Source organism: Bacillus oleivorans (assembly GCF_900207585.1).
GTDB classification, from domain to species: Bacteria; Bacillota; Bacilli; order Bacillales; family JC228; genus Bacillus_BF; species Bacillus_BF oleivorans.
Genome location: NZ_OAOP01000013.1, coordinates 24,736 through 44,011 on the forward strand (window position 1 = coordinate 24,736; position 19,276 = coordinate 44,011).

Below are 19,276 nucleotides of genomic sequence, written 5' to 3' on the forward strand. Positions count from 1 at the left end.
AGGCGCGAAGACTCATTTCCACTGCCTCACAGAAAAGATTTTACTCATTTTATCAAGTAGCAGTGGAAAGTGGGAGTACGGGACAGGGGAGACCCCGCAGGAGAGAAGCGACGAGGAGGCTCTCCGTACCGCCCGCGGAAAGCGCCTGGAGAGGAAATCAACAGACATGTTTAGTAGACCAATCATAAAAAAGGGGGTACCCCTAAAAGTTATACTTTTGGGACAGCCTCTTTCCTATGATTAAACGCCTTCTTGTTTGATACTCTTAATAAAATCAATAAACGCACGGATCATTGTCAACTCAAGTGACGAATTGCGGTAAATGACCCAAGTGTCCCTGAGAATTTCCTTCTGATCACGAGTCGTTAGATTGATTTGATATAGTATATCGTCTTCTGTTAAACAAGCTTTTGGAACAATGGCATACCCAAGACCATTTTTCACCATTTCTTTACATGTATCAATCCGATCTACTCTCATCGTGATGAATGGAGGCTGGGTAAAATTCTCTTCCCACCAATTGTTAATGACACTCTGTAAGGAAGGTTCAGTTTCATAGTGAATACGAGGCAAAGCAGGGAGACTATTACTATCAATTTCTGATTTCGATACGATACAGACAGGTTCTTGTGCTAATAATAGTTTCTGCTCTTTCCAGTTATTATTTCCTCTTATAATTCCGATGTGGAATTCTTCTTTATAAACAAGATCAGTAATCTCGGAGCTGAAGCCTGTGATTAAATGAAACTTGATATCGGGATACTTTGTTAAAAAATTGGATAGCAACGGGGGAAGATTATAGCGTGCAAAATTTCGCGATACACCAAGCCTAAGAGTTCCCTGAACTTTGTTTTCCATACTTTCAACGATTTCTTTGGTCATTCTTAATTTGTTGAGCATATCAACAGCATATTTGGCTAAATATTCCCCTTGTCCCGTGAACTCAACACCTTTATTACTTCGATGAACAATTTTGGTATTAAATTCAGTCTCTAATTGTTGAAGTCTATAGGTGAGGGCTGGCTGTGAAACATGAAGTACCTGAGCTGCCTTTGACATGTTTTTCTCTTCATAAATCGTTTTTAAGATAAGCCAATCTCGGTCTTCCATGGTGGTTCTCCCCTCAAATCATGAATGTTATATAATTGATAGAAAATTAAATTTATTTCATTATACTATAGGAGTTGATTTCATGAAAACGGTTATCTTAGATGACTGGAATAGAGTGTATGAAAACCATCCTCGATTAGAACGATTAAAAGCTTTGGGTGAAGTGGTTTTATACCATGATCGAGCTCGGAGTGAAGAAGAGCTAATTGATAGATTAAAAGATGCGGATATTGTGATTCCCATTCGTGAGAGAAGCAAGTTTACGAGAAAAGTCATTGAGAGCCTTCCTAAACTCAAATTAATCGCACAAACAGGAACAGGAATAGCTCATATTGATACAGATGCAGCCAAGCAAAGGAATCTTCCGATTGCTGTGACTCCAGGGGGTTCTACAGATTCTGTCGCTGAACTCACCTTTGCTCTCATGCTTGCCTGTGTGAAACGAATCCCCTATGGTCAGGAAAGAATGAAACAAGGGGATTGGCCACCGCTTATTGGCGGTGAGCTAAAAGGGAAGAAACTAGGTATTATTGGTTTAGGAAAAATTGGCAGTGAAGTAGCAAGGCGGGCAAAAGCCTTTAAGATGGAGGTAAGTAGCTGGGGCCCAACACTGACACCTGAACGGGCTGCTGAACAAGACATTCAGTATATGTCATTAGAAGATTTATTGAAGGAAACTGATGTAATCTCATTACATGTCCGGCTTGTACCACAAACCACTCATTTATTAACAAAGGAACACTTTAAACTCATGAAGAAAACAAGCATTTTGATCAATACCTCTCGTGGAAAAGTCGTCAATGAAGCTGATTTGATATGGGCTTTAGAGAATGGCGAAATCGGAGGAGCTGGATTAGATGTATTTGAAAAGGAACCAATCGCACCTGATAATCCTTTTCTTACATTGGAAAACGTCGTTTTAACACCGCATATTGGCTGGGTTTCTGCAGAAGTATTTGACCGGTTTTTAACCCTTTGTGTTGAAAATATCCTTCAATTTTCTGAAGGGAATCCAAAAAATTTGAAGCAATTATAAAAGTTTTTTATGACATATTATAGTATTTTTGTAATTTATCTTATAAACAATAAAAACTATAATAAAAATTAAGAATAATAAAACATCTCTTTTAAAGGGGGAGCTTATATGTCAGATAAAAACTTTGAATATGATGTTGTAGTAGTTGGGGCTGGGAATGCAGCTTTATGTGCAGCGATATCAGCACATGAACAAGGAAGCAAGGTGCTTGTTTTAGAGAAAGGACCACGTGAAAAACGAGGCGGGAACTCATTTTTTACCGACGGAGCGATTCGGTTTGCATTTAGCGGATTAGAAGCGATTCGTAAAATAATACCTAGTATTACAGATGAAGAAGCAGCGAAGATTGAAATTCCGCCTTATAGTGAAGATACGTATTATGGTGATTTAATGAGGGTCACAGATAATAGAAGTAATCCGGGACTAGCAAGACAATTAGTTTCAAAATCCTACCAAACGATTAAATGGATGAAAGATCATGGAGTGGAATTTGAACTAATCTATGATAATCAGTCATTCGAAAAAGATGGAAAACGTCACTTCTGGGGAGGCTTACCAGTTAAAACGGTTAATAAGGGAGTCGGACTCATCGCTTCTCTCAATTATCGGGTTCAGCAGCTAGGAATAGATGTATGGTATGAATCACCTGCAGTGAAGCTGATAAAAGAGGATGACAAAATTACTGGTATCGTCGTTAAAAAAGGTGAGAATGAAGTTAGTGTAACAACGAAAAGTGTTGTGCTTGCCTGCGGAGGTTTTGAAGCCAATAAAAAGTGGCGTGGCGAGTACTTAGGATCAGAGTGGGAAGCTGCTATTGTCAGAGGAACTGAATTTAACACAGGTGACGGCTTGTCAATGGCACTGGAAGCAGGTGCACAAAAGTTTGGTCAATGGTCCGGTTGTCACTCTGTTGGTACGGATCTCAATGCACCAAAGGTTGGGGATTTCACGAAACCGGGTGATATTTTTAAGAAGCATTCTTACCCTCTGGGAATTATGGTCAATAAGGAAGGAAAGCGCTTTGTAGATGAAGGAGCTGATTTCAGAAACTATACGTATGCCAAGTACGGACGTGAAGTTTTAAAGCAGCCTGATCATATGGCCATTCAAATTTATGATTCTCAAGTGCGCCATATGCTTCGCAAAGAATACGACCTCGAAGAAGCAACGGTTGTTCAAGCAGATACTTTAGAGGAATTAGCGGAAAAATTACCGGTCAATAAAAAGCAATTCTTGCAGACGATTAAGGAATACAACACAGCGGTTCAAGATACACCTTACTTTCCGAATGAGAAAGATGGAAAGTGTACAGTAGGAATCACACCGCCAAAATCAAACTGGGCCTTACGAATTGAAAAAGGACCTTTTTATGCGTACCCGATCACTTGTGGAATCACCTTTTCATTTGGAGCATTGCATGTTAGTCCAGGTGGAGAAGTGTTAGACGAACAAGGTTCACCAATAAAAGGATTGTTTGCAGCTGGTGAGATGGTTGGAGGTATTTTTTATGATAACTATCCAGGCGGTTCCGGTTTAATGTCTGGAGCCGTATTTGGAAAAATAGCGGGTGCATCGGCAGCTGCTTATGTTCACCAGCCAGATCAACAAGGAAGCGGGGTAAGTTAATGGGAAAATACGTCTTAGGTGTCATGAAAGGAGATGGCATCGGGCCGGAGATTGTGACGGAAACCGTCAAGGTGTTACATGCCGTTGAAGCAGCAATAGATGGGCTGGAGTTTGACTGCAAGGAACTTCCTATCGGATTAGATGCATATGAAACAATGGGATCAACCCTGCCAGAACAAACGATTAATGCACTTAAAAAATGTGATGCAGGCATTCTTGGTCCTTTGACAACCCATAGTTATGAAAAAGATAATCCTCATACAGTCAATGCGAGCGGTGCATTAAGAAGGAAATTTGATTTATACGCAAATATCCGTCCGGCACGAAACTTTCCTGGGGTCAAAACAAGATACGATGGGATTGATCTTGTCGTTGTCCGGGAAAATACAGAGGGCATGTATGCAGATCGTAATTTATATTATGGGAATGGAGAAATTATGCCAGATCCTGATACCGTCCTTTCTTTCCGTGTTGTAACGAGAAAAGGAAGTGAAAGAATTTCCAAAATTGGGCTCGAACTCGCCAACGCACGCAAGAAAAAATACGCAAGCTTGGTCCACAAAATGAATGTATTAGACAAAGGCTGCGGCCTATTTGTAAATAGTGCCAAAAAGGTTGCCAATCATTATCCTGAAGTCAAAATAGATGACTATCACATTGATGCCTTTGCTTTACATCTGGTTCAACGGCCAGAAGATTTTGATGTCATCATTACAACCAATATGTTTGGCGATATTTTATCTGATTTAACCGCTGGCTTAGTGGGCGGGCTTGGTCTAGCACCTGGACTCAATCTGGGTGACGACTTTATGATCGCACAAGCCACTCACGGATCGGCACCAACGATCGCCGGACAAAGCATCGCGAACCCTACGGCAGAAATATTATCAGCGAAAATGATGCTGGAATGGCTGGGAATCAGACACCAAGATGAAAAAGCTGCCCAAGCGGCAAACTTGATAGAAGAAGCTGTCGAACAGGTTCTACTGCAAGGCATCAAAACACCTGATTTAGGCGGGAATGCTTCTACTTCTGAGTATGGAGATGCACTTGTGCATTATATAAAGGAAAAGGCTGTAAGTGTTCAGGGATCTTCCTTGAAATAGGGAAGAGAAAGTAATTTAAGGACCATCTTCTAAACAGAGTAGATAATTATGCTCAGGTAGGTGGTCCTTTTAGCGGGGAGGAAAGCAGTGTGATAACAAATCGGTCAAAATGGATGATCTTTAGTTCTGCGCTGGTAATTTTTTTCTCCCTATTTTTTCTTTTACAAGATGTAGAGTGGCCAATTAGAATCTCGTTATCTATTATGCTGGCAAGTGTTCCTTTATGGATTTTTGAACCAATCCCCTTTGCGCAGATTGCTTTACTATTGCTATGTTTATTTTTGGTTTTTGATGTAGCAGAAGCAGATCTAGCCTTAAGTGGGTTTGCTAGTCTTGCTTTATTTTTAATTGTGGCAGGCTTAATGATTGGAAAAGCAGTCAACGAAACAAATCTTGGCAGAAGAATCGCCATGTGGTTTTTATTGAAATTATGCAGACTGAAAAATGGTCTGCTTATTGGCGTTATCCTGATTCAGCAGGTTTTAGCTCTATTTATCCCTACTCCAAGCATTAGAACGGCTTTATTGCTTCCGATTCTGGAAAGTCTGTTTAAAGATCTCCCTCCACAATCAACGAATTTACAAAAGCAAGTGATGCTAGGTCTTGCCTTTGCTGCAAATGTAAGCGCGATTTGTTACCTGCCTGCAGGAATGGTAAATGTCATTACAATCGAATACATTAATCAATATACAAGCTATGAGGTTTCATACGGTCTTTGGTTCTTAGTGATGTTACCAATCTGGGTGTTGATGCTTCCCTTGATCTACTTTTCAGTCACGAAAACGATACGTGTTGATCATTATCCGGATAAGCTCTTTGAAGAAAAAATCCAAAGACTAAAAGAACAACTGCCGCCACTCGACACGAAAGAAAAGAAGAGTATAGCGATTCTATTAGTGGTGGTGTTGCTTTGGGTAACCGAATCGTTCCACGGTATCCACCCTGCATTTACCGCTGTTATTGGTGCTGTATTGCTTTCTTTACCGAAGGTCGGTGTAATCAGCTGGAATAAAATCGTGCAAATCAACATGGATGTTTTTTTCATTATTGGCGCCACGTTTTCAATAGGAAATATTTTAAATCAAAGCGGAACAGCCACCTACTTAGGAAATTTAATCACGAACTTACATTTCATTGAACAAATTAAAAATCCATGGATCTTCATCATTCTGCTCATTCTGTTTGTCCATTTCTATCATATAATTATCACCAATATCGGAACTGCGGCCGTTACGTTATTTCCAATTGTTCTAACGGTTGCTCCCGTATTAAATATAGACCCAGTTCATGCAACATTATTGTCAGGGGTTACGTTAGTCTTCGGATTCATTTTTGTAATTGGCACACTGCCGAATTTACTGGTCCAAAGTACGAAGATTGTGTCACAGAAGGATTTTATTGTACCGGGAGTTCTATTAACCTTTTTCTCTCTCTTTCTTACAGCCATTATTTCAATTTTTTGGTGGCCGTATTTAATAACATAAGAATATACAAAGTATATAGACTCTTACGGAAAACCATTCAAGATCAATGCAAAAAAATGATTTTGTCGATGATTGTAAAAGGTTTTTTTATATTAAAATGCTCCTTAAAAAAAAGCCGATTGTCCTTTATACAAGAACAACCGGCTTTTCGTTATTATTTTTTAGTTTTCATCGGAAAGAACCAGTTCTCATCGTTTAGTTAGCTCCAATTTATCATATCCCAAGCTGCATTACTGGATTTTATAGCAAGCACTGTTTATGATTGTTCAAGAGGTCCGCTAACATCTTACAGAGGGGATATTGAACGATGACAACCATTGCTCGAGATTTAAATGCAGAACATAGTCTGACCCAATCAGAGAAAAAGAAGATCATTTTTTTGATTTGTTCAGTCTTATTATTTTCGGTTATGAATGGAACCATGTTCATGATTGCTATACCCGATATTGCTGCATCGTTTTCGCTTTTACCCTCACAAGTAAGCTGGGTGGTAACGGGCTATATCATTCTATATGCCATCGGGGCATTAATGTATGGAAAATTAGCTGATATTTATCCTTTGAAAACAATATTGACGATTGGCCTATGTCTATTTGCGACTGGTTCTATTGCTGGATTTTTTGCACCGAATTTTTTGATGGTCGTATTTGCACGTATGATACAAGCGACAGGCGCAGCTTCCATCATTGCCTTAGTGTTTATTGTTCCATCGAGGTACTTCCCAGAAGAGAAGGGACGAGTTTTAGGCATTGTGTCAAGTACGATGGCGTTTGCCTCTGGAATCGGACCAGTCATCGGCGGGTTGATTGCCGGAGCACTAAATTGGCAATTTTTATTTCTCATTTCAGCTTTCGTACTATTAACGATTCCGTTTTTCGGAAGGTTTCTTCCTAAAGAGGAGAAACAAGAAGGAAAAGTAGACCTACTAGGTGCTCTTTTAATCGCTATCGCAGTCGCCGCCTTGATTCTTTTTATTACCTTGTTTGTTTGGTGGTACATCATCATTAGTTTTGTATTTTTTGGCTTGTTCACCTGGCGAATCTTCCATAGTGACAATCCGTTCATCCGTCCTGATATGTTCCGTAATGCTCCCTATCGAACCACTATTTTTGCTGGTTTTCTTGCCATTATGACCATGTTTGGCATGATGTTTATGCTTCCTCTTTTGTTAAGTGAAGTGAATGACCTAAATACACTATTCATTGGTCTCACCTTATTTCCAGGAGCCATGGCTGCGGCTTTTACGGGGAGATTTGCGGGTAGCCTGGCTGACCAACGAGGAGGTAAGCAAGTAGCTTATATCGCGATGGCCCTTATGATAGCAGGCTTCCTTCTGCTTTCGACCTTTATTGGCAGTCCTGCTTGGGTAATCAGTCTAGTCGTCATCATCAGCTATATGGCTTTTCCATTTCTCCAAACAGCCACGGCCAGTTTAATATCAGCTGTGCTGCCTCGAAATGAAATAGGCGTAGGGATGGGAATCTATAACTTATTTAATTTCATGTCGGGTGCATTCGGCAGTGCAGTCATTGGGAAAGTATTAGATTACGAGAGTGGAGTTAGGTTGAACCCGATATCAGCAGCTGATGGTCATGCTGCCATATACAGTAACGTATTTATAGGGTTAGCTGTGTTGACAATTTTGAATGTTAGTTATTTTTATTTAAGCTTTAAAAGGATTAAAGTTTAAAAGAAATTCTTAACCAGTGATCCTTTTACTTATTTAATTGAATTTATATTTGAAGACGATCAGGTGAGAGGACTTGCATTTTCAGGGAATCGGGCTAAACATATAGAGCTTGTGAAGGATAAAAAATAATAGATTTGTAAAGAGTCCCGGTCAATTAGCCGGGACTATTTTTAAAAATGATTAAAGGTGGTTATTATTATATCATTCCCCGGGGAAGCGCAAATTTTGACAAGTTTACTATTCATTCTACTTCAATGCAGAAATTTGTCGATTGTGTTTTTTGATAGTAAACTTTTTAGTTCAGTAAACAGGAAAAAATATAAACAAGATATGATTGCAAAATAATGATTCAAGTCTAGTGGGGATGAAGAAGAAAAATATTGATAAGTGTGGACTACCTTGATAATTTCGAAGTGGTCTTTTTTGCCTATAACCCAATATTATGAAATTTTGGAGGATTTTCTCTGAAACTGTCGAATTGATAATTTAACAGTTGATAAATATTGATAAATAACCATTCCTATAATAGTTGGTTTCTGCAATTCATTAGTGAGTGTTACTAAAGGGGATAAGATAAAAATTATTTCTAGAAAAAGGAGGGTAAGACATGGAAGGTCAGGATGATAAAAAGCTATGGAAATTAATTGCTCCCATCATTTTAATATTAATCTTTTTTTTAATAAAAGAAATATGGGGTTCCGAGATACTTTTGTTTTTTCAAGAAAATAAATGGATGTTGTTATTTGGATTTATAACGATTATTTTATACATAAGTTGGCTATTTCCTTTCTTTTTCATAAAACACAAGCAAAATTTAAGACGTACTTGGTATTGTTTGTTTATTCTTGGAATTGTTTTAATTATTAATGATAATGGCTTTGATGAGACACAATGGCAAAGGTATGCTCTCCTAGCTGGTATGTTTATTTTTGTTGATTTAGCTCTTTTTCTTACTCCAAATATAAAAAGGATTGCTGGAACAGAGATTGAAAGTATTAATGAAATGGAAAATATTAATGAGGAAATGAAAAAAGCTATTATCCAGACGAAAAGTAGGAGTAAACAATTTACTTCCATTTTGGACAGTATCGCAACATCTCCTTTTGGATCGCAAGAATGGAATGAAATTGAAGAATATCGTGTTTCTTTAGAAGCCTTTTTGTATTCATACGGGGAAATGTGTAGACAGGATATTACAGTATTACGGAAAGAAAATGATTTAGAATTTTTGTCAGAATTAGGAACAAGTATTGGGATTGAATTGATTGAAGAGCAGTTCAATCAATTAAACGAAGAATGTATAGTGCAAATCAATAATTACATTGTTTTAATACCATTAACTAAGCTATTACATCCTGTAGTCATTGTAATTGAATCTCAAAAAGACCCAGTTCTACAAATTGATTTTGATAATATTGTAAATTTATCAGTCATACATTCATGGTATAAAAAGTCTGCCATTCAAACTGAAAATGTAGTAGCGCAAGAACAAGTTTGATATAATGAAAGTATAAAGGAAAGGAGTGAGATGTAGTGGGTAATGAAGTACATACTATTACAGTAGCCACTGGAAGAGTTGGACGTACCATGAGAGTAAGGTCTCCTTTTATTATTAAGAAGACTACAACATCTCTTCCGCAAATTCCTACAGCATTGCATACAGCAGAATTATTTAAAAAGAGTGATGAAGCTGTTAATCATTTAAAATACAGAAAAATAGTAAAAGGTGTTTAATTATTAGCCAGTGATTTTCCTGTCTTTTTGATTAGATAAAGTATATTTTGCCCATACAGTTAGTATTGTTTAATACTCAAAGGTATGGGAGGGAACAACATGCAATCAAAGAAAAGGAAAAGTCCATTTATTTTTGATAAGCCTTCTGGTAAATTGCCAAAATACGATAAAGATAACGATATCCTGTTAGATTTACATACCAAAATGAAAAGACAAATCGAAAAAATACGTACTAAATTTTCTGCTCGCTAATTTTTTCGATGTTGTTATCAAAAGATATGGAAGTACCTACCCAATCCTTTTCGAGGGGAGGTTAGGTATTTTTTTATAAATAAGAAACCCCTAGTCTTGACAAGGAGTCCAATAATCTTTCAGAGTAATATTTAAAAAACTCCCCAAAAGGCAAAAATAATACAAAGACGGTACGCAAATCACTACGTACCGTCTTTTCTTTGATTTAATGATTAAAAATCATAGTTATCTATATTATCCTTCGTAAAGATGACTCGCTCTGGCAGTAAGATAATCCCGCTATCGTCAGCAGTGTAATCATATCCTTGGATCGTGTTTGGCTCGATCTTAACTTTTCCGATTCCTGGGACCTCAAATTCGTCTCCGACTTTAAGGTCTTTTCCTTCTGCTGTCATTAAGTAGGCAACATAGGCTGCAAGGGCGCCTTGTTGTGTGACATCCCATAGACCGAATTGCTTAACAGTGTCTCGTTTTACATAATCTCTCATTACGTTTGGAGTAGAGAAGCCCGTAATGACAACTTCTCCATCTTTACCAAGGTTTTCGGCTGCTTGCGCCATCGCCGGTAAGGCAGTCGCATCTGGACAAATAATGGCATCTATGTCTGGATAGGTGTTTAAAATACTTTCACCAACCGATAGAGATTTTTGCGCATCATTTTCTCCAAATTGTGTGGTGACAATTTCCCAGCCCGGATAATCAGCCGCAATCATTTCTTTTGCTTTTGTGACCCATTGGTTTTGGTCGGTAACGGTTGGACTGGAGTAGAAGAAGGCTACCTTTCCTTCATCGCCGATTTGATCAGCTGTCATTTTAATTAAGAGCTCTGCTAATTGTTCAGGTGTTCCTTGGTTAATATAGAAGGAACGGTCTTCCGGGTTTACATCTGAATCCCATGTTAAAACTTTAATTCCCTTGTCTTTCGCACGCTGCAGAGCCTGGCTTAAACCATCGACTGAAACAGAGGATACCATGATTGCATCATAGCCTTGGTTGACAAAGTTATTAATAAACTGGACTTGACCGGCCACTGTCGCTTCAGTCGGTCCGTCATATTTTAGCTGAACCCCTAAAGAATCAGCCATTTTTTTGGCTCCTTGGCCGCCTGAAGTAAAGAATCCGACCCCCGTAAGCTTTGGAATAAAGGCAAGTTTAATGTCCTCTTTGCTTTTTTGACCGCCGCTGCTGCAAGCTGCTAACGCTAAGATTAAAACAAGCGATAATACCAATAAACCAATGACTCTTATACGTTTCATTTTGAAGGACCCCCTTATTTTTTTAAAACAAGATGACGATTTTTGGAACGGAGGATCGAGTGCCAATTAGAATCTCGCAAGCATACAGAAATAATGAGGATGGAACCGATCACGACACTGATATGCTGGCTTGATAGACCAGCCATCTGCAGACCGTATTGCATAATGCCAATAAAAATACTTGCAATCGCAGTCCCTAACACACTTCCTTTCCCGCCAAAGATCGATGTACCTCCTAACACAACCGCAGTAATGACTGGCAAAACCGCTTCAGCTCCTAAATCTGACCGTGCAGAACTAAAGTAGGATGTAAGGATGATACCGCCAATACCACCTCCAAGACTTGATAGCATGTAGGTACTCATCAGGGTCCATTTGGTATGGACCCCGCTATACCTAGCGGCTTTTATATTAATCCCCACCAAAAACACTTGACGTCCATACCGTGTATAGTGGAGTAAACCACCGAAAAGGAAGATACATAAAATCAGGATCAATAGCGGATTCGGGATCCCTAATAATTGCCCATTCGCAATTTCGACAAATGGGTTTGGAAATCCACTAATTCCTTCATATCCGGAAGCACTAGATCCGCCCGAAATAACGAGAGCAATTCCAGAAAACAAGAACATTCCGCCTAACGTGACAACAAGGGGCTGTACATTGGTATAAGCGACTAAAAGACCATTTACGCTTCCTGCTAAAATCGCAGCCACAATCGCGATGAGAGCCGCAAACCATACCGAAAACCCATTCATCCAGAGAACGCCGCAGACAATCGAGGTCAATCCCATGATTGAACCAACAGAAACGTCAATGCCTCCTGTAATAATCACAAAAGTCATCGGAATCGCAGCTAAAGCAATATAGGCAAAGTCATTCATACTGTAAAGCAAGTTACTTATGTTCAAGAAACCAGGTGAGATGATGCCAAACAGGATGCACTCCAGCAGAATCAAACAAGCTAAAGCGGATTCCCACCTAATGAGTGGCTTTATTTTGCTCATCTGGCTTAGCACCTCCTGTTATTAAAGAAGCAGCATCATCAAGAATCTCAGTTTGACGTTTTTTAAAGCTATAGTTTTTAAGGAATCTCTGAAACTTCGAATCTCCAACCACAATCAGTAAAAGCAGGAACCCGGATATGGCATTATTCCAGTAAGCTGGTATTTTCAAATAGATGAGGGAGTTGCTGATTACGGTAAAGAACAAAGCTCCTAACCCAGCACCAATCACACTGCCGACCCCGCCTGTTAAACTGACCCCGCCCAAAACCGTTGCGGCAATTACCTGGAGCTCGAGCCCGGTTCCAGTCTGATTCGGGACAAACCCTATATTCATCACAAAGACTAAACCGGCAATCGAAGCAGAAATCCCTGAAAGGATAAATGCTAAGACGGTCACTCTTTGAACCGGAATTCCTACTAACCTAGCTCCCTCGACATTGTCACCCACCGCGTAAAAATACCGTCCAAATCTTGTGCGAGTGAGCCATATATGAGAAAGGACTAAGAGGATCAGGACGATCCAAACCGGAAAGTTCATTCCTAAAAACTTTAAACCAGATAATTGTTTATAAAAGTTTGGGATATCTTCAATCCACATTCCTTTTGTGTAAATCAGCATCGTACCTCGAATCACACCTAGCATCCCAAGTGTCATAATGATCGAAGGAATGTTGAAATAGGATACTCCCACTCCATTTAAGAAGCCGACAACTGTTCCAACTAATAGAACAATCGGGACGACAAGCCAAACATTCATGCCAGCTGTTAATAAAACCCCGCAGACCGCTGCAGAAAGACCCATCACCGATCCAACCGAAACATCAATATTAGAAGTAAATAGTACAAACGACTGGCCAATCGCCATCACGACGAGAATGACACTGGCCTTGATTAATATGGTGATCGAATTTCCAGCAAGAAACTCCTGATTGAATGCTCCTACAAAGAGAATATAAGCGACCATTAAAACAAGGATCGAGAGTTCTCTTGCTTTTAAAAATCGAACCAGCGCGGAAATCATGTCATCACCTCTTTACTTAAACCGAATGCGAAACGTGTGATTATGTCTGATTTGATATGTTCCTTCGCTAATGTTTGAACGACTTTTCCTTCATGCATGACCATGACACGATCACTTAAACTTTCGATTTCTTCCATGTCAGACGATATTAAAAGAACAGCTAAGCCGTTATTTTTCAATTCCTGAATGATCCGATAAATATCTTTTCTGGCACTGGCATCGATTCCTCTTGTCGGTTCATCGAGGATAATCACCTTTGGCGCAGCAGCTAAATATTTGGATAAAACCACTTTCTGTTGATTGCCGCCAGATAAATCCTTCAGCTCTTGATCAGTACTAGTTGCTTTGACTTGTAATTCCGAAACATACTTTTTGGCAAGCTTTTTTTCGTGATGAAAGGGCAGAAAGAATTTACTGAGACGATGAAGAATGGCAGAGGATATGTTGTTTTGAATAGAAGTCAGTGAGAAAATGCCGTTTTTATGGCGGTCCTCGGGGACATAAACGAGACCTTCGTTAATTCGCTGATGGATCGATAAATGCTCGATATTGGTCCCATGCAAGCAGATATCACCGTGATCTGTCGGGGTAAGCCCGAAAATCGCTTCAGCCAATTCAGTCCGGCCAGCACCAACAACACCTGCTATTCCCAGTATTTCTTTTGCATGAAGGGTGAAAGAAATGTCATTGAAACGCTTGCCAGAGAGGTGCTCTACTCTTAATACTTCTTCGTTTACAGCCTGATCATCGGTTAAACCCTTCTGTTCACTTTCTTCTTTTTCTTGATGAACAACCGTATTTTCAGGCATTAAACCGACCAGTAACCGATCATACGTAAATTCGGATACATGCCCTTGTGCCGAAATAATCCCATCTCTTAATACAGATACTTTATCGGCAAGCTGAAAAATTTCTGGCAGGCGATGCGTGATATAAAAGACGCCAATTCCTTCATCCTTAAGCTGTCTGATTGTTAGAAACAAGGAGTCGATTTCAGCAAATGTAAGGGTAGAGGTAGGCTCATCTAGGATCAGAATATCGGCTTCTCTTGCAAGACCGCGAATAATCTCAATTAATTGCTGTTCAGCAATCGATAAGGTGAGTGCGGTCTGCTGCAGATTCAACTTCCACCCAAGTTTTACGAGCAGCTTTTCAACCTTTTCCTTTAAACTTGCTTTTGAACCAGGAAGACCGATTGTAATATTTTCTTCTACTGTCATATTTGGAAAAATCAGCGGCTCCTGCGGGACAAGGTACACGCCAGCCAGATGAGCTTCATGGGCAGAAGAGAAGGCACACGGCTTCCCTTTAATTTTCATTACACCTTCATCAGCCTTATATAAGCCCGTAATAATCTTCATTAAGGTAGATTTACCAGCCCCGTTTCCGCCGACAATCGCATGAACTTCACCTCGATTTAGAGATAAAGAGACACCTTTTAGTACGGTATTTCCCGCGAAGTGCTTATACATTTGCTCTATTTGTAATAAAGGAGAAGATGGAAGACCCATTTCATATTCACCACCATGTTCAATACTGGTAAAGCGCTTACATTTGATCAAAAATTTCATACCTCGAAAAATGTGCAATAAGGAAGAAATGCTTGTTACTTATTTACACAGTTGGTTTATCATTTATTCTTATTATTTATTTAATTTTCAAAATTTTTAAAAATGAGTTCTTTTTGGCAATTTGCAGGGATATATTTTGGGTAAAAGCATGAACAAAAATTTACCGAGTGAACATTTTTTGAGGAGAGTCGAGCAAATGAATAGTGATATATATACAGAAAACATGCTGGTCAAAGTAGCCTGGTATTACTATAAAGAAAATTTAACGCAAAATGAGATTGCAGACTTGTTGGATTTATCACGAACAAAGGTTGTTCGGCTTTTGGAGCGAGCCAGAATCGAAGGAATCGTTCAGTTTCATATAAAAGGGCACAACACAAATGGTTTGTCCATTGAAAAAGATTTCAAGGAAACATTCTCTTTGCCAAACGCCTTTATCATTCCGACCCCCGTCAATAAAAGGGAATTAAGTGAGAGTTTATCCCGCGCAGCTGCGCAATACTTACAGCACAAGCTGCAGCCAAATGATCTGTTAGGGCTTGGCTGGGGGAGAGCTGTATCGAGAACGATTGATTATCTGACACTCGAGCCCGAAAGCAAAATATCAGTCGTGACACTAACAGGTGGAGTCAATTACTATCTGCATAACCGGAGGTCACAGGATGGCGGGATGGAGAGGTTTCATGACATTCATATCATTCCAGCCCCATTCCTCGCTTCCACAGAGGAAATGGCCGAAAGCTTCCTCTCTGAACCCTCGATTAAAGAGATTTTAGAGCTGGGATGCTTATCGAAATACATAGTGGTTGGGATTGGCGGCTTATCTCCTGATGCTACCATTATTCAAGAGGAAAAAATGACCTTAAATGAACTTACCTTTATCAAACAGCAAAATGCAGCAGGGGACATATTAGGCCAATTTTTTGACCGCAATGGTGAAGTTCTATCCCTGCCTCACCATAAACGGCTGATTGGCATGAATCTCAACAAACTCAAATCTCTAAACAATGTAATTGCGATTGCAGGGGGTGATCAAAAGATCGATGCAATCTATGGTGCCTTGAAGGGCGGCTATATTCACACGATGATTACGGATGAGACAACTGCTGTTTCTCTAATGAATATGGAGGTGAATTCGCAAAATGGAACACATTCTGGCATTTGATGCTGGGACAGGAAGTTTAAGAGCAGTCTTGTTTGACAAGGAAGGGAACCAAAAAGGCGTTTCTCAATATGAATGGTCGCACTTGTCTGATCAAAGATATCCAGGTTCGATGGATTTTGATTACGCTGCAAACTGGAGGCTTGTCGTCGAGTGCATCCACAACGTTCTTGATTCATCGGGAGTCGATCCGAAAGATATTATAGCGATTAGTGCAACAAGTATGAGAGAAGGCATTGTTTTATATGATCAAAACGGTCAAGAAATTTGGGCATGTGCCAACGTAGATGCACGTGCTTCAGAGGAAGTAAAAGCTTTAAAGGAAATAGATGAAAAGCTAGAAGAAAAAATATATGCGCTTTCCGGGCAAACCTTCGCTTTAGGGGCACTGCCAAGACTGTTATGGCAGAAAAATTATCAACGAGAAATCTATGAAAAAGCAAACTCGATTTCGATGATTAATGATTGGATTCTATTTAAATTATCGGGTCAATTACAGGTAGACCCGTCAAATGGCTGCACAAACATAGCTTGAAGGGAGGTGAATGAATGAAGAAAGTAAATGAGAACGAATTTGAATACCGATTTGGCGATAACGGTCCCAAATATTTAACAAAAGGCCCCAATGTGGACGTCGGTGTAGTTGTCTTAAAGCCAGGTCAGGATTTTCCGAATCACTACCATACAGAATGTGAAGAAATCTTTTACATTCTCGAAGGAGAGATTGATTTCTATATCAATTATGAAAGAGTTCCAGCGAAGCCCGGGGATATGATCCAGTGCCGGCCGCATGACTCTCATTACTTAATTAACAATTCCAATCAAAATTTTAAAGCTGTCTTCATCAAATCACCACATATCGGAAGAAATGACTCTGTCACGATTGATAAACCAGATTTAAATAAAGGAGTGAACCCATCATGAGCTGGGGATTTAAAAACCGTTTAAACAAAATATTACCAAATGGTAGAGCGGTCATGCTCGCAATTGACCATGGATATTTTTTAGGTCCGATTACAGGACTCGAGAAGCCTGGTGAAACCGTAAAGGAGCTTCTGCCTTATACGGATTCCTTATATTTAACAAGAGGAACGCTGGCTGCCTGTATCTCAGAGGATGAAGAAAAGCCAATGGTTCTACGTGTATCTGGCGGACCCACTGTATTAAACGATTTATCAAATGAAACGATTGTGACTTCAGTAAAAGAAGCCATCAGACATAATGTAGTGGGGGTAGGGGTATCAGTATTTGTGGGATCTAAAAATGAAACGCAGACTATTACCAATTTAGCTCATGTTGTAACGGATGCCCATGATTATGGAATTCCAGTTCTAGGAATCACTGCAGTGGGTCATGAATTAGAAAAAAGAGATGCTAGATTTCTAGCTTTAGCTTCAAGAGTTGTAGCGGAAATGGGTGCTGATATTGTCAAAACGTATTACTGTGAGAATTTTGAAAAGGTAACGAGCACATGTCCAGTCCCAATCGTCATCGCAGGCGGACCAAAGTTCGATACCATCCGTCAGGCACTCGAGATTACCTATAATGCGATGAACCAGGGAGCAGCAGGGGTGGATATGGGGCGTAACATTTGGCAATCGTCTCATCCAACTGCGATGATTAAGGCGATTCATGCGATTGTGAAGGATGGGTTTTCGGTGGATGAAGCTGTTGAATTGTATGAGGCTAGTGCGAATGTTAAGGTGTAGATTTAATAGGATATATAGGATATATAGGATATATAGTAGTACTTTATAACAATTTCAAATATTTAACTGCACCTCAATTGTTATAGACAAGTCTTACAATTTGGAGGAGCAATTTTTTGGTTACATTTGCAGCACAAGAAATAAATCAGTACTGTAAACAGATACCTTGATGGAATAGAAGGATAATTACGGTATTTGACCAAATAAATGAAGATAAAGTAACGATTGACACGTACACAAAAGGAGATCCGTCTGTAGACACGGACTTCCAGATAGCGCGTTATAAGGACGAAGCGTTAAAAGAATTCTTTGATTATTAAAAAGAAACAGGCCTATACGACAATTCCATCATCATTATGTACGGAGACCACTACGGCATCTCTGAAAACCATAACCGCTTGATGGAACAAGTCCTAGGCAAAGAAATCACACCATTTGATAATGCAACCTTGCAAGAGGTTCCATTGTTCATCCGAGTTCCAGGCATGGAAGGCGGCGTGAACCACACGTATGGAGGTCAAATCGACATCCTGCCAACACTTTTGCACTTACTCGGAATTGATTCAAAAGAATACGTCCAATTCGGAACAGACTTACTATCTGAAGAGCACAACCAGCTCATCCCATTCCGTAACGGCGATTTCGTCAGCCCAACCGTAACAGAGGTAGACGGCAAATTCTACGATTCAAAAACCGACGAGATCATCGAAGATCCTGCCAAAATCGAAGAAGCCAAACAATACCAAGAAATGGTCGAGCAAAAACTATCGATCTCTGACCAGGTCGTAAACGGAGACTTACTCCGATTCTACACACCTGAAGATTTTACGCCGGTTGACCGGTCACAGTATGACTACAACAATCCGAATAAGGATGAAGAAGAAGTCGTAACAGAACCATAATAAGAAAAGGACCGCCTTGGAAGAGATTTCGAGGTGGTTCTTTTTGTATTCATAAAAAGGTATTCTCTATGGGTATGACTTCTTAAGAAAACGTACAGTGGGAAAGATTTCTCCCACCAACAAGGGTATCATGCCCGCCTCTCCATTTAAAGCCAACATTCTCTATAGATTTTATAATCATTAAACGAAGATGTAATCTCTATATCTTTACTTAGGTTATATTGTAGTAAATCATACGTTTTTCCGGTGTATCTAACAACTGAAGCAGTTATTGTAGAAAAACCATAACTACCAATTGCTGGAATGCCAGATATGTGGGTATATGAATTAATTAGGTAAATAAAAAATGTTTTATCAACATTTTAAATGATATTATTTAATTCTTGTCCTTGGATCTGTATGAAAACAAGTCAATTTTGACCAGAAAATGAAAGTTATCGGACGGGGTGGATTCCAAGTCCCATACAGAACAAGTCATCTATTAAACTGGTTCAATTCTTTATTTCTTTATTAGGGATACGTCCAATTTTTTTCTTTGTATCTCAAAACTTTATATTAAAGATTTCACTATCCTATGCAATACTTTTTGTGTTCCATAAACTTCCTTTTG

15 protein-coding genes and 3 pseudogenes are annotated in these 19,276 nt (G+C 39.4%); 13 read left to right on the forward strand and 5 right to left on the reverse strand.

Going from position 1 to position 19,276, the window contains the following annotated elements; genetic code table 11:
* Positions 1–240 precede the first annotated feature (240 nt).
* Entirely contained in the window at positions 241–1,110 is an 870-nt protein-coding gene (locus tag CRO56_RS20970) for a LysR family transcriptional regulator (protein ID WP_097160593.1), read from the reverse strand.
* A gap of 82 nt (positions 1,111–1,192) precedes the next feature.
* Here CRO56_RS20970 and CRO56_RS20975 point away from each other — a divergent pair, with 82 nt between their 5' ends.
* The 8 genes from CRO56_RS20975 (at position 1,193) to CRO56_RS23075 (ending at position 10,038) form a co-directional block, all read left to right on the forward strand.
* Positions 1,193–2,146: a 2-hydroxyacid dehydrogenase gene (locus tag CRO56_RS20975; RefSeq protein WP_179714391.1), complete on the forward strand. Its 954-nt coding sequence runs from the start codon at positions 1,193–1,195 to the stop codon at positions 2,144–2,146.
* A gap of 108 nt (positions 2,147–2,254) precedes the next feature.
* Positions 2,255–3,772: an FAD-dependent tricarballylate dehydrogenase TcuA gene (gene tcuA, locus CRO56_RS20980; RefSeq protein WP_097160595.1), complete on the forward strand. Its 1,518-nt coding sequence runs from the start codon at positions 2,255–2,257 to the stop codon at positions 3,770–3,772.
* Positions 3,772–4,878: an isocitrate/isopropylmalate dehydrogenase family protein gene (locus CRO56_RS20985; RefSeq protein WP_097160596.1), complete on the forward strand. Its 1,107-nt coding sequence runs from the start codon at positions 3,772–3,774 to the stop codon at positions 4,876–4,878. Before tcuA ends, CRO56_RS20985 begins: the two co-directional genes overlap by 1 nt.
* A gap of 89 nt (positions 4,879–4,967) precedes the next feature.
* Entirely contained in the window at positions 4,968–6,362 is a 1,395-nt protein-coding gene (locus tag CRO56_RS20990; RefSeq protein ID WP_097160597.1) for an SLC13 family permease, read from the forward strand.
* Between the two features lie 307 nt (positions 6,363–6,669).
* Complete coding sequence (locus CRO56_RS20995) at positions 6,670–8,052, forward strand: MFS transporter (protein WP_097160598.1); 1,383 nt, start codon at positions 6,670–6,672, stop codon at positions 8,050–8,052.
* Between the two features lie 607 nt (positions 8,053–8,659).
* Positions 8,660–9,550, forward strand: coding sequence for a type II toxin-antitoxin system SpoIISA family toxin (locus CRO56_RS21000; protein WP_097160599.1), 891 nt, complete (start codon positions 8,660–8,662; stop codon positions 9,548–9,550).
* Between the two features lie 35 nt (positions 9,551–9,585).
* Positions 9,586–9,786 carry a hypothetical protein gene (locus CRO56_RS21005; RefSeq protein ID WP_097160600.1) on the forward strand — a complete coding sequence of 67 codons (201 nt, stop codon included), beginning with the start codon at positions 9,586–9,588 and terminating at the stop codon, positions 9,784–9,786.
* Between the two features lie 99 nt (positions 9,787–9,885).
* Positions 9,886–10,038, forward strand: a complete 153-nt coding sequence (locus tag CRO56_RS23075; RefSeq protein WP_179714392.1) for a hypothetical protein — start codon at positions 9,886–9,888, stop codon at positions 10,036–10,038.
* Between the two features lie 212 nt (positions 10,039–10,250).
* On the opposite strand, the gene lsrB is transcribed toward CRO56_RS23075, so the two are convergent.
* The 4 genes and pseudogenes from lsrB to CRO56_RS21025 all read right to left on the reverse strand — a co-directional run bounded on the left by lsrB (position 10,251) and on the right by CRO56_RS21025 (position 14,833).
* Positions 10,251–11,294, reverse strand: coding sequence for an autoinducer 2 ABC transporter substrate-binding protein LsrB (lsrB, locus tag CRO56_RS21010; RefSeq protein ID WP_097160601.1), 1,044 nt, complete (start codon positions 11,292–11,294; stop codon positions 10,251–10,253).
* 14 nt (positions 11,295–11,308) lie between these two features.
* A complete protein-coding gene (locus CRO56_RS21015) occupies positions 11,309–12,292 on the reverse strand; it encodes an ABC transporter permease (protein ID WP_179714394.1) in 984 nt (327 codons plus the stop codon).
* Positions 12,293–12,383: 91 nt separating this feature from the next.
* Positions 12,384–13,310: pseudogene (locus CRO56_RS21020) on the reverse strand (ABC transporter permease subunit); the annotation flags it as partial.
* 8 nt (positions 13,311–13,318) lie between these two features.
* Complete coding sequence (locus tag CRO56_RS21025) at positions 13,319–14,833, reverse strand: sugar ABC transporter ATP-binding protein (protein ID WP_097160603.1); 1,515 nt, start codon at positions 14,831–14,833, stop codon at positions 13,319–13,321.
* Between the two features lie 256 nt (positions 14,834–15,089).
* Between CRO56_RS21025 and CRO56_RS21030 the strand changes: the two genes are divergently transcribed.
* From CRO56_RS21030 to CRO56_RS21050, 5 genes and pseudogenes are all read left to right on the forward strand, one after another.
* Positions 15,090–16,058: a sugar-binding transcriptional regulator gene (locus CRO56_RS21030; protein WP_245856053.1), complete on the forward strand. Its 969-nt coding sequence runs from the start codon at positions 15,090–15,092 to the stop codon at positions 16,056–16,058.
* A pseudogene (locus CRO56_RS21035) lies at positions 16,036–16,581 on the forward strand (FGGY family carbohydrate kinase); the annotation flags it as partial. The gene CRO56_RS21030 and the pseudogene CRO56_RS21035, both read left to right, overlap by 23 nt.
* A gap of 23 nt (positions 16,582–16,604) precedes the next feature.
* Positions 16,605–16,979, forward strand: coding sequence for a cupin domain-containing protein (locus CRO56_RS21040; protein ID WP_097160606.1), 375 nt, complete (start codon positions 16,605–16,607; stop codon positions 16,977–16,979).
* Positions 16,976–17,764: a 3-hydroxy-5-phosphonooxypentane-2,4-dione thiolase gene (lsrF, locus tag CRO56_RS21045; protein WP_097160607.1), complete on the forward strand. Its 789-nt coding sequence runs from the start codon at positions 16,976–16,978 to the stop codon at positions 17,762–17,764. The genes CRO56_RS21040 and lsrF overlap by 4 nt, the downstream gene beginning before the upstream one ends.
* Before the next feature lie 203 nt (positions 17,765–17,967).
* Positions 17,968–18,666: pseudogene (locus CRO56_RS21050) on the forward strand (LTA synthase family protein); the annotation flags it as partial.
* Positions 18,667–19,276: the final 610 nt, after the last annotated feature.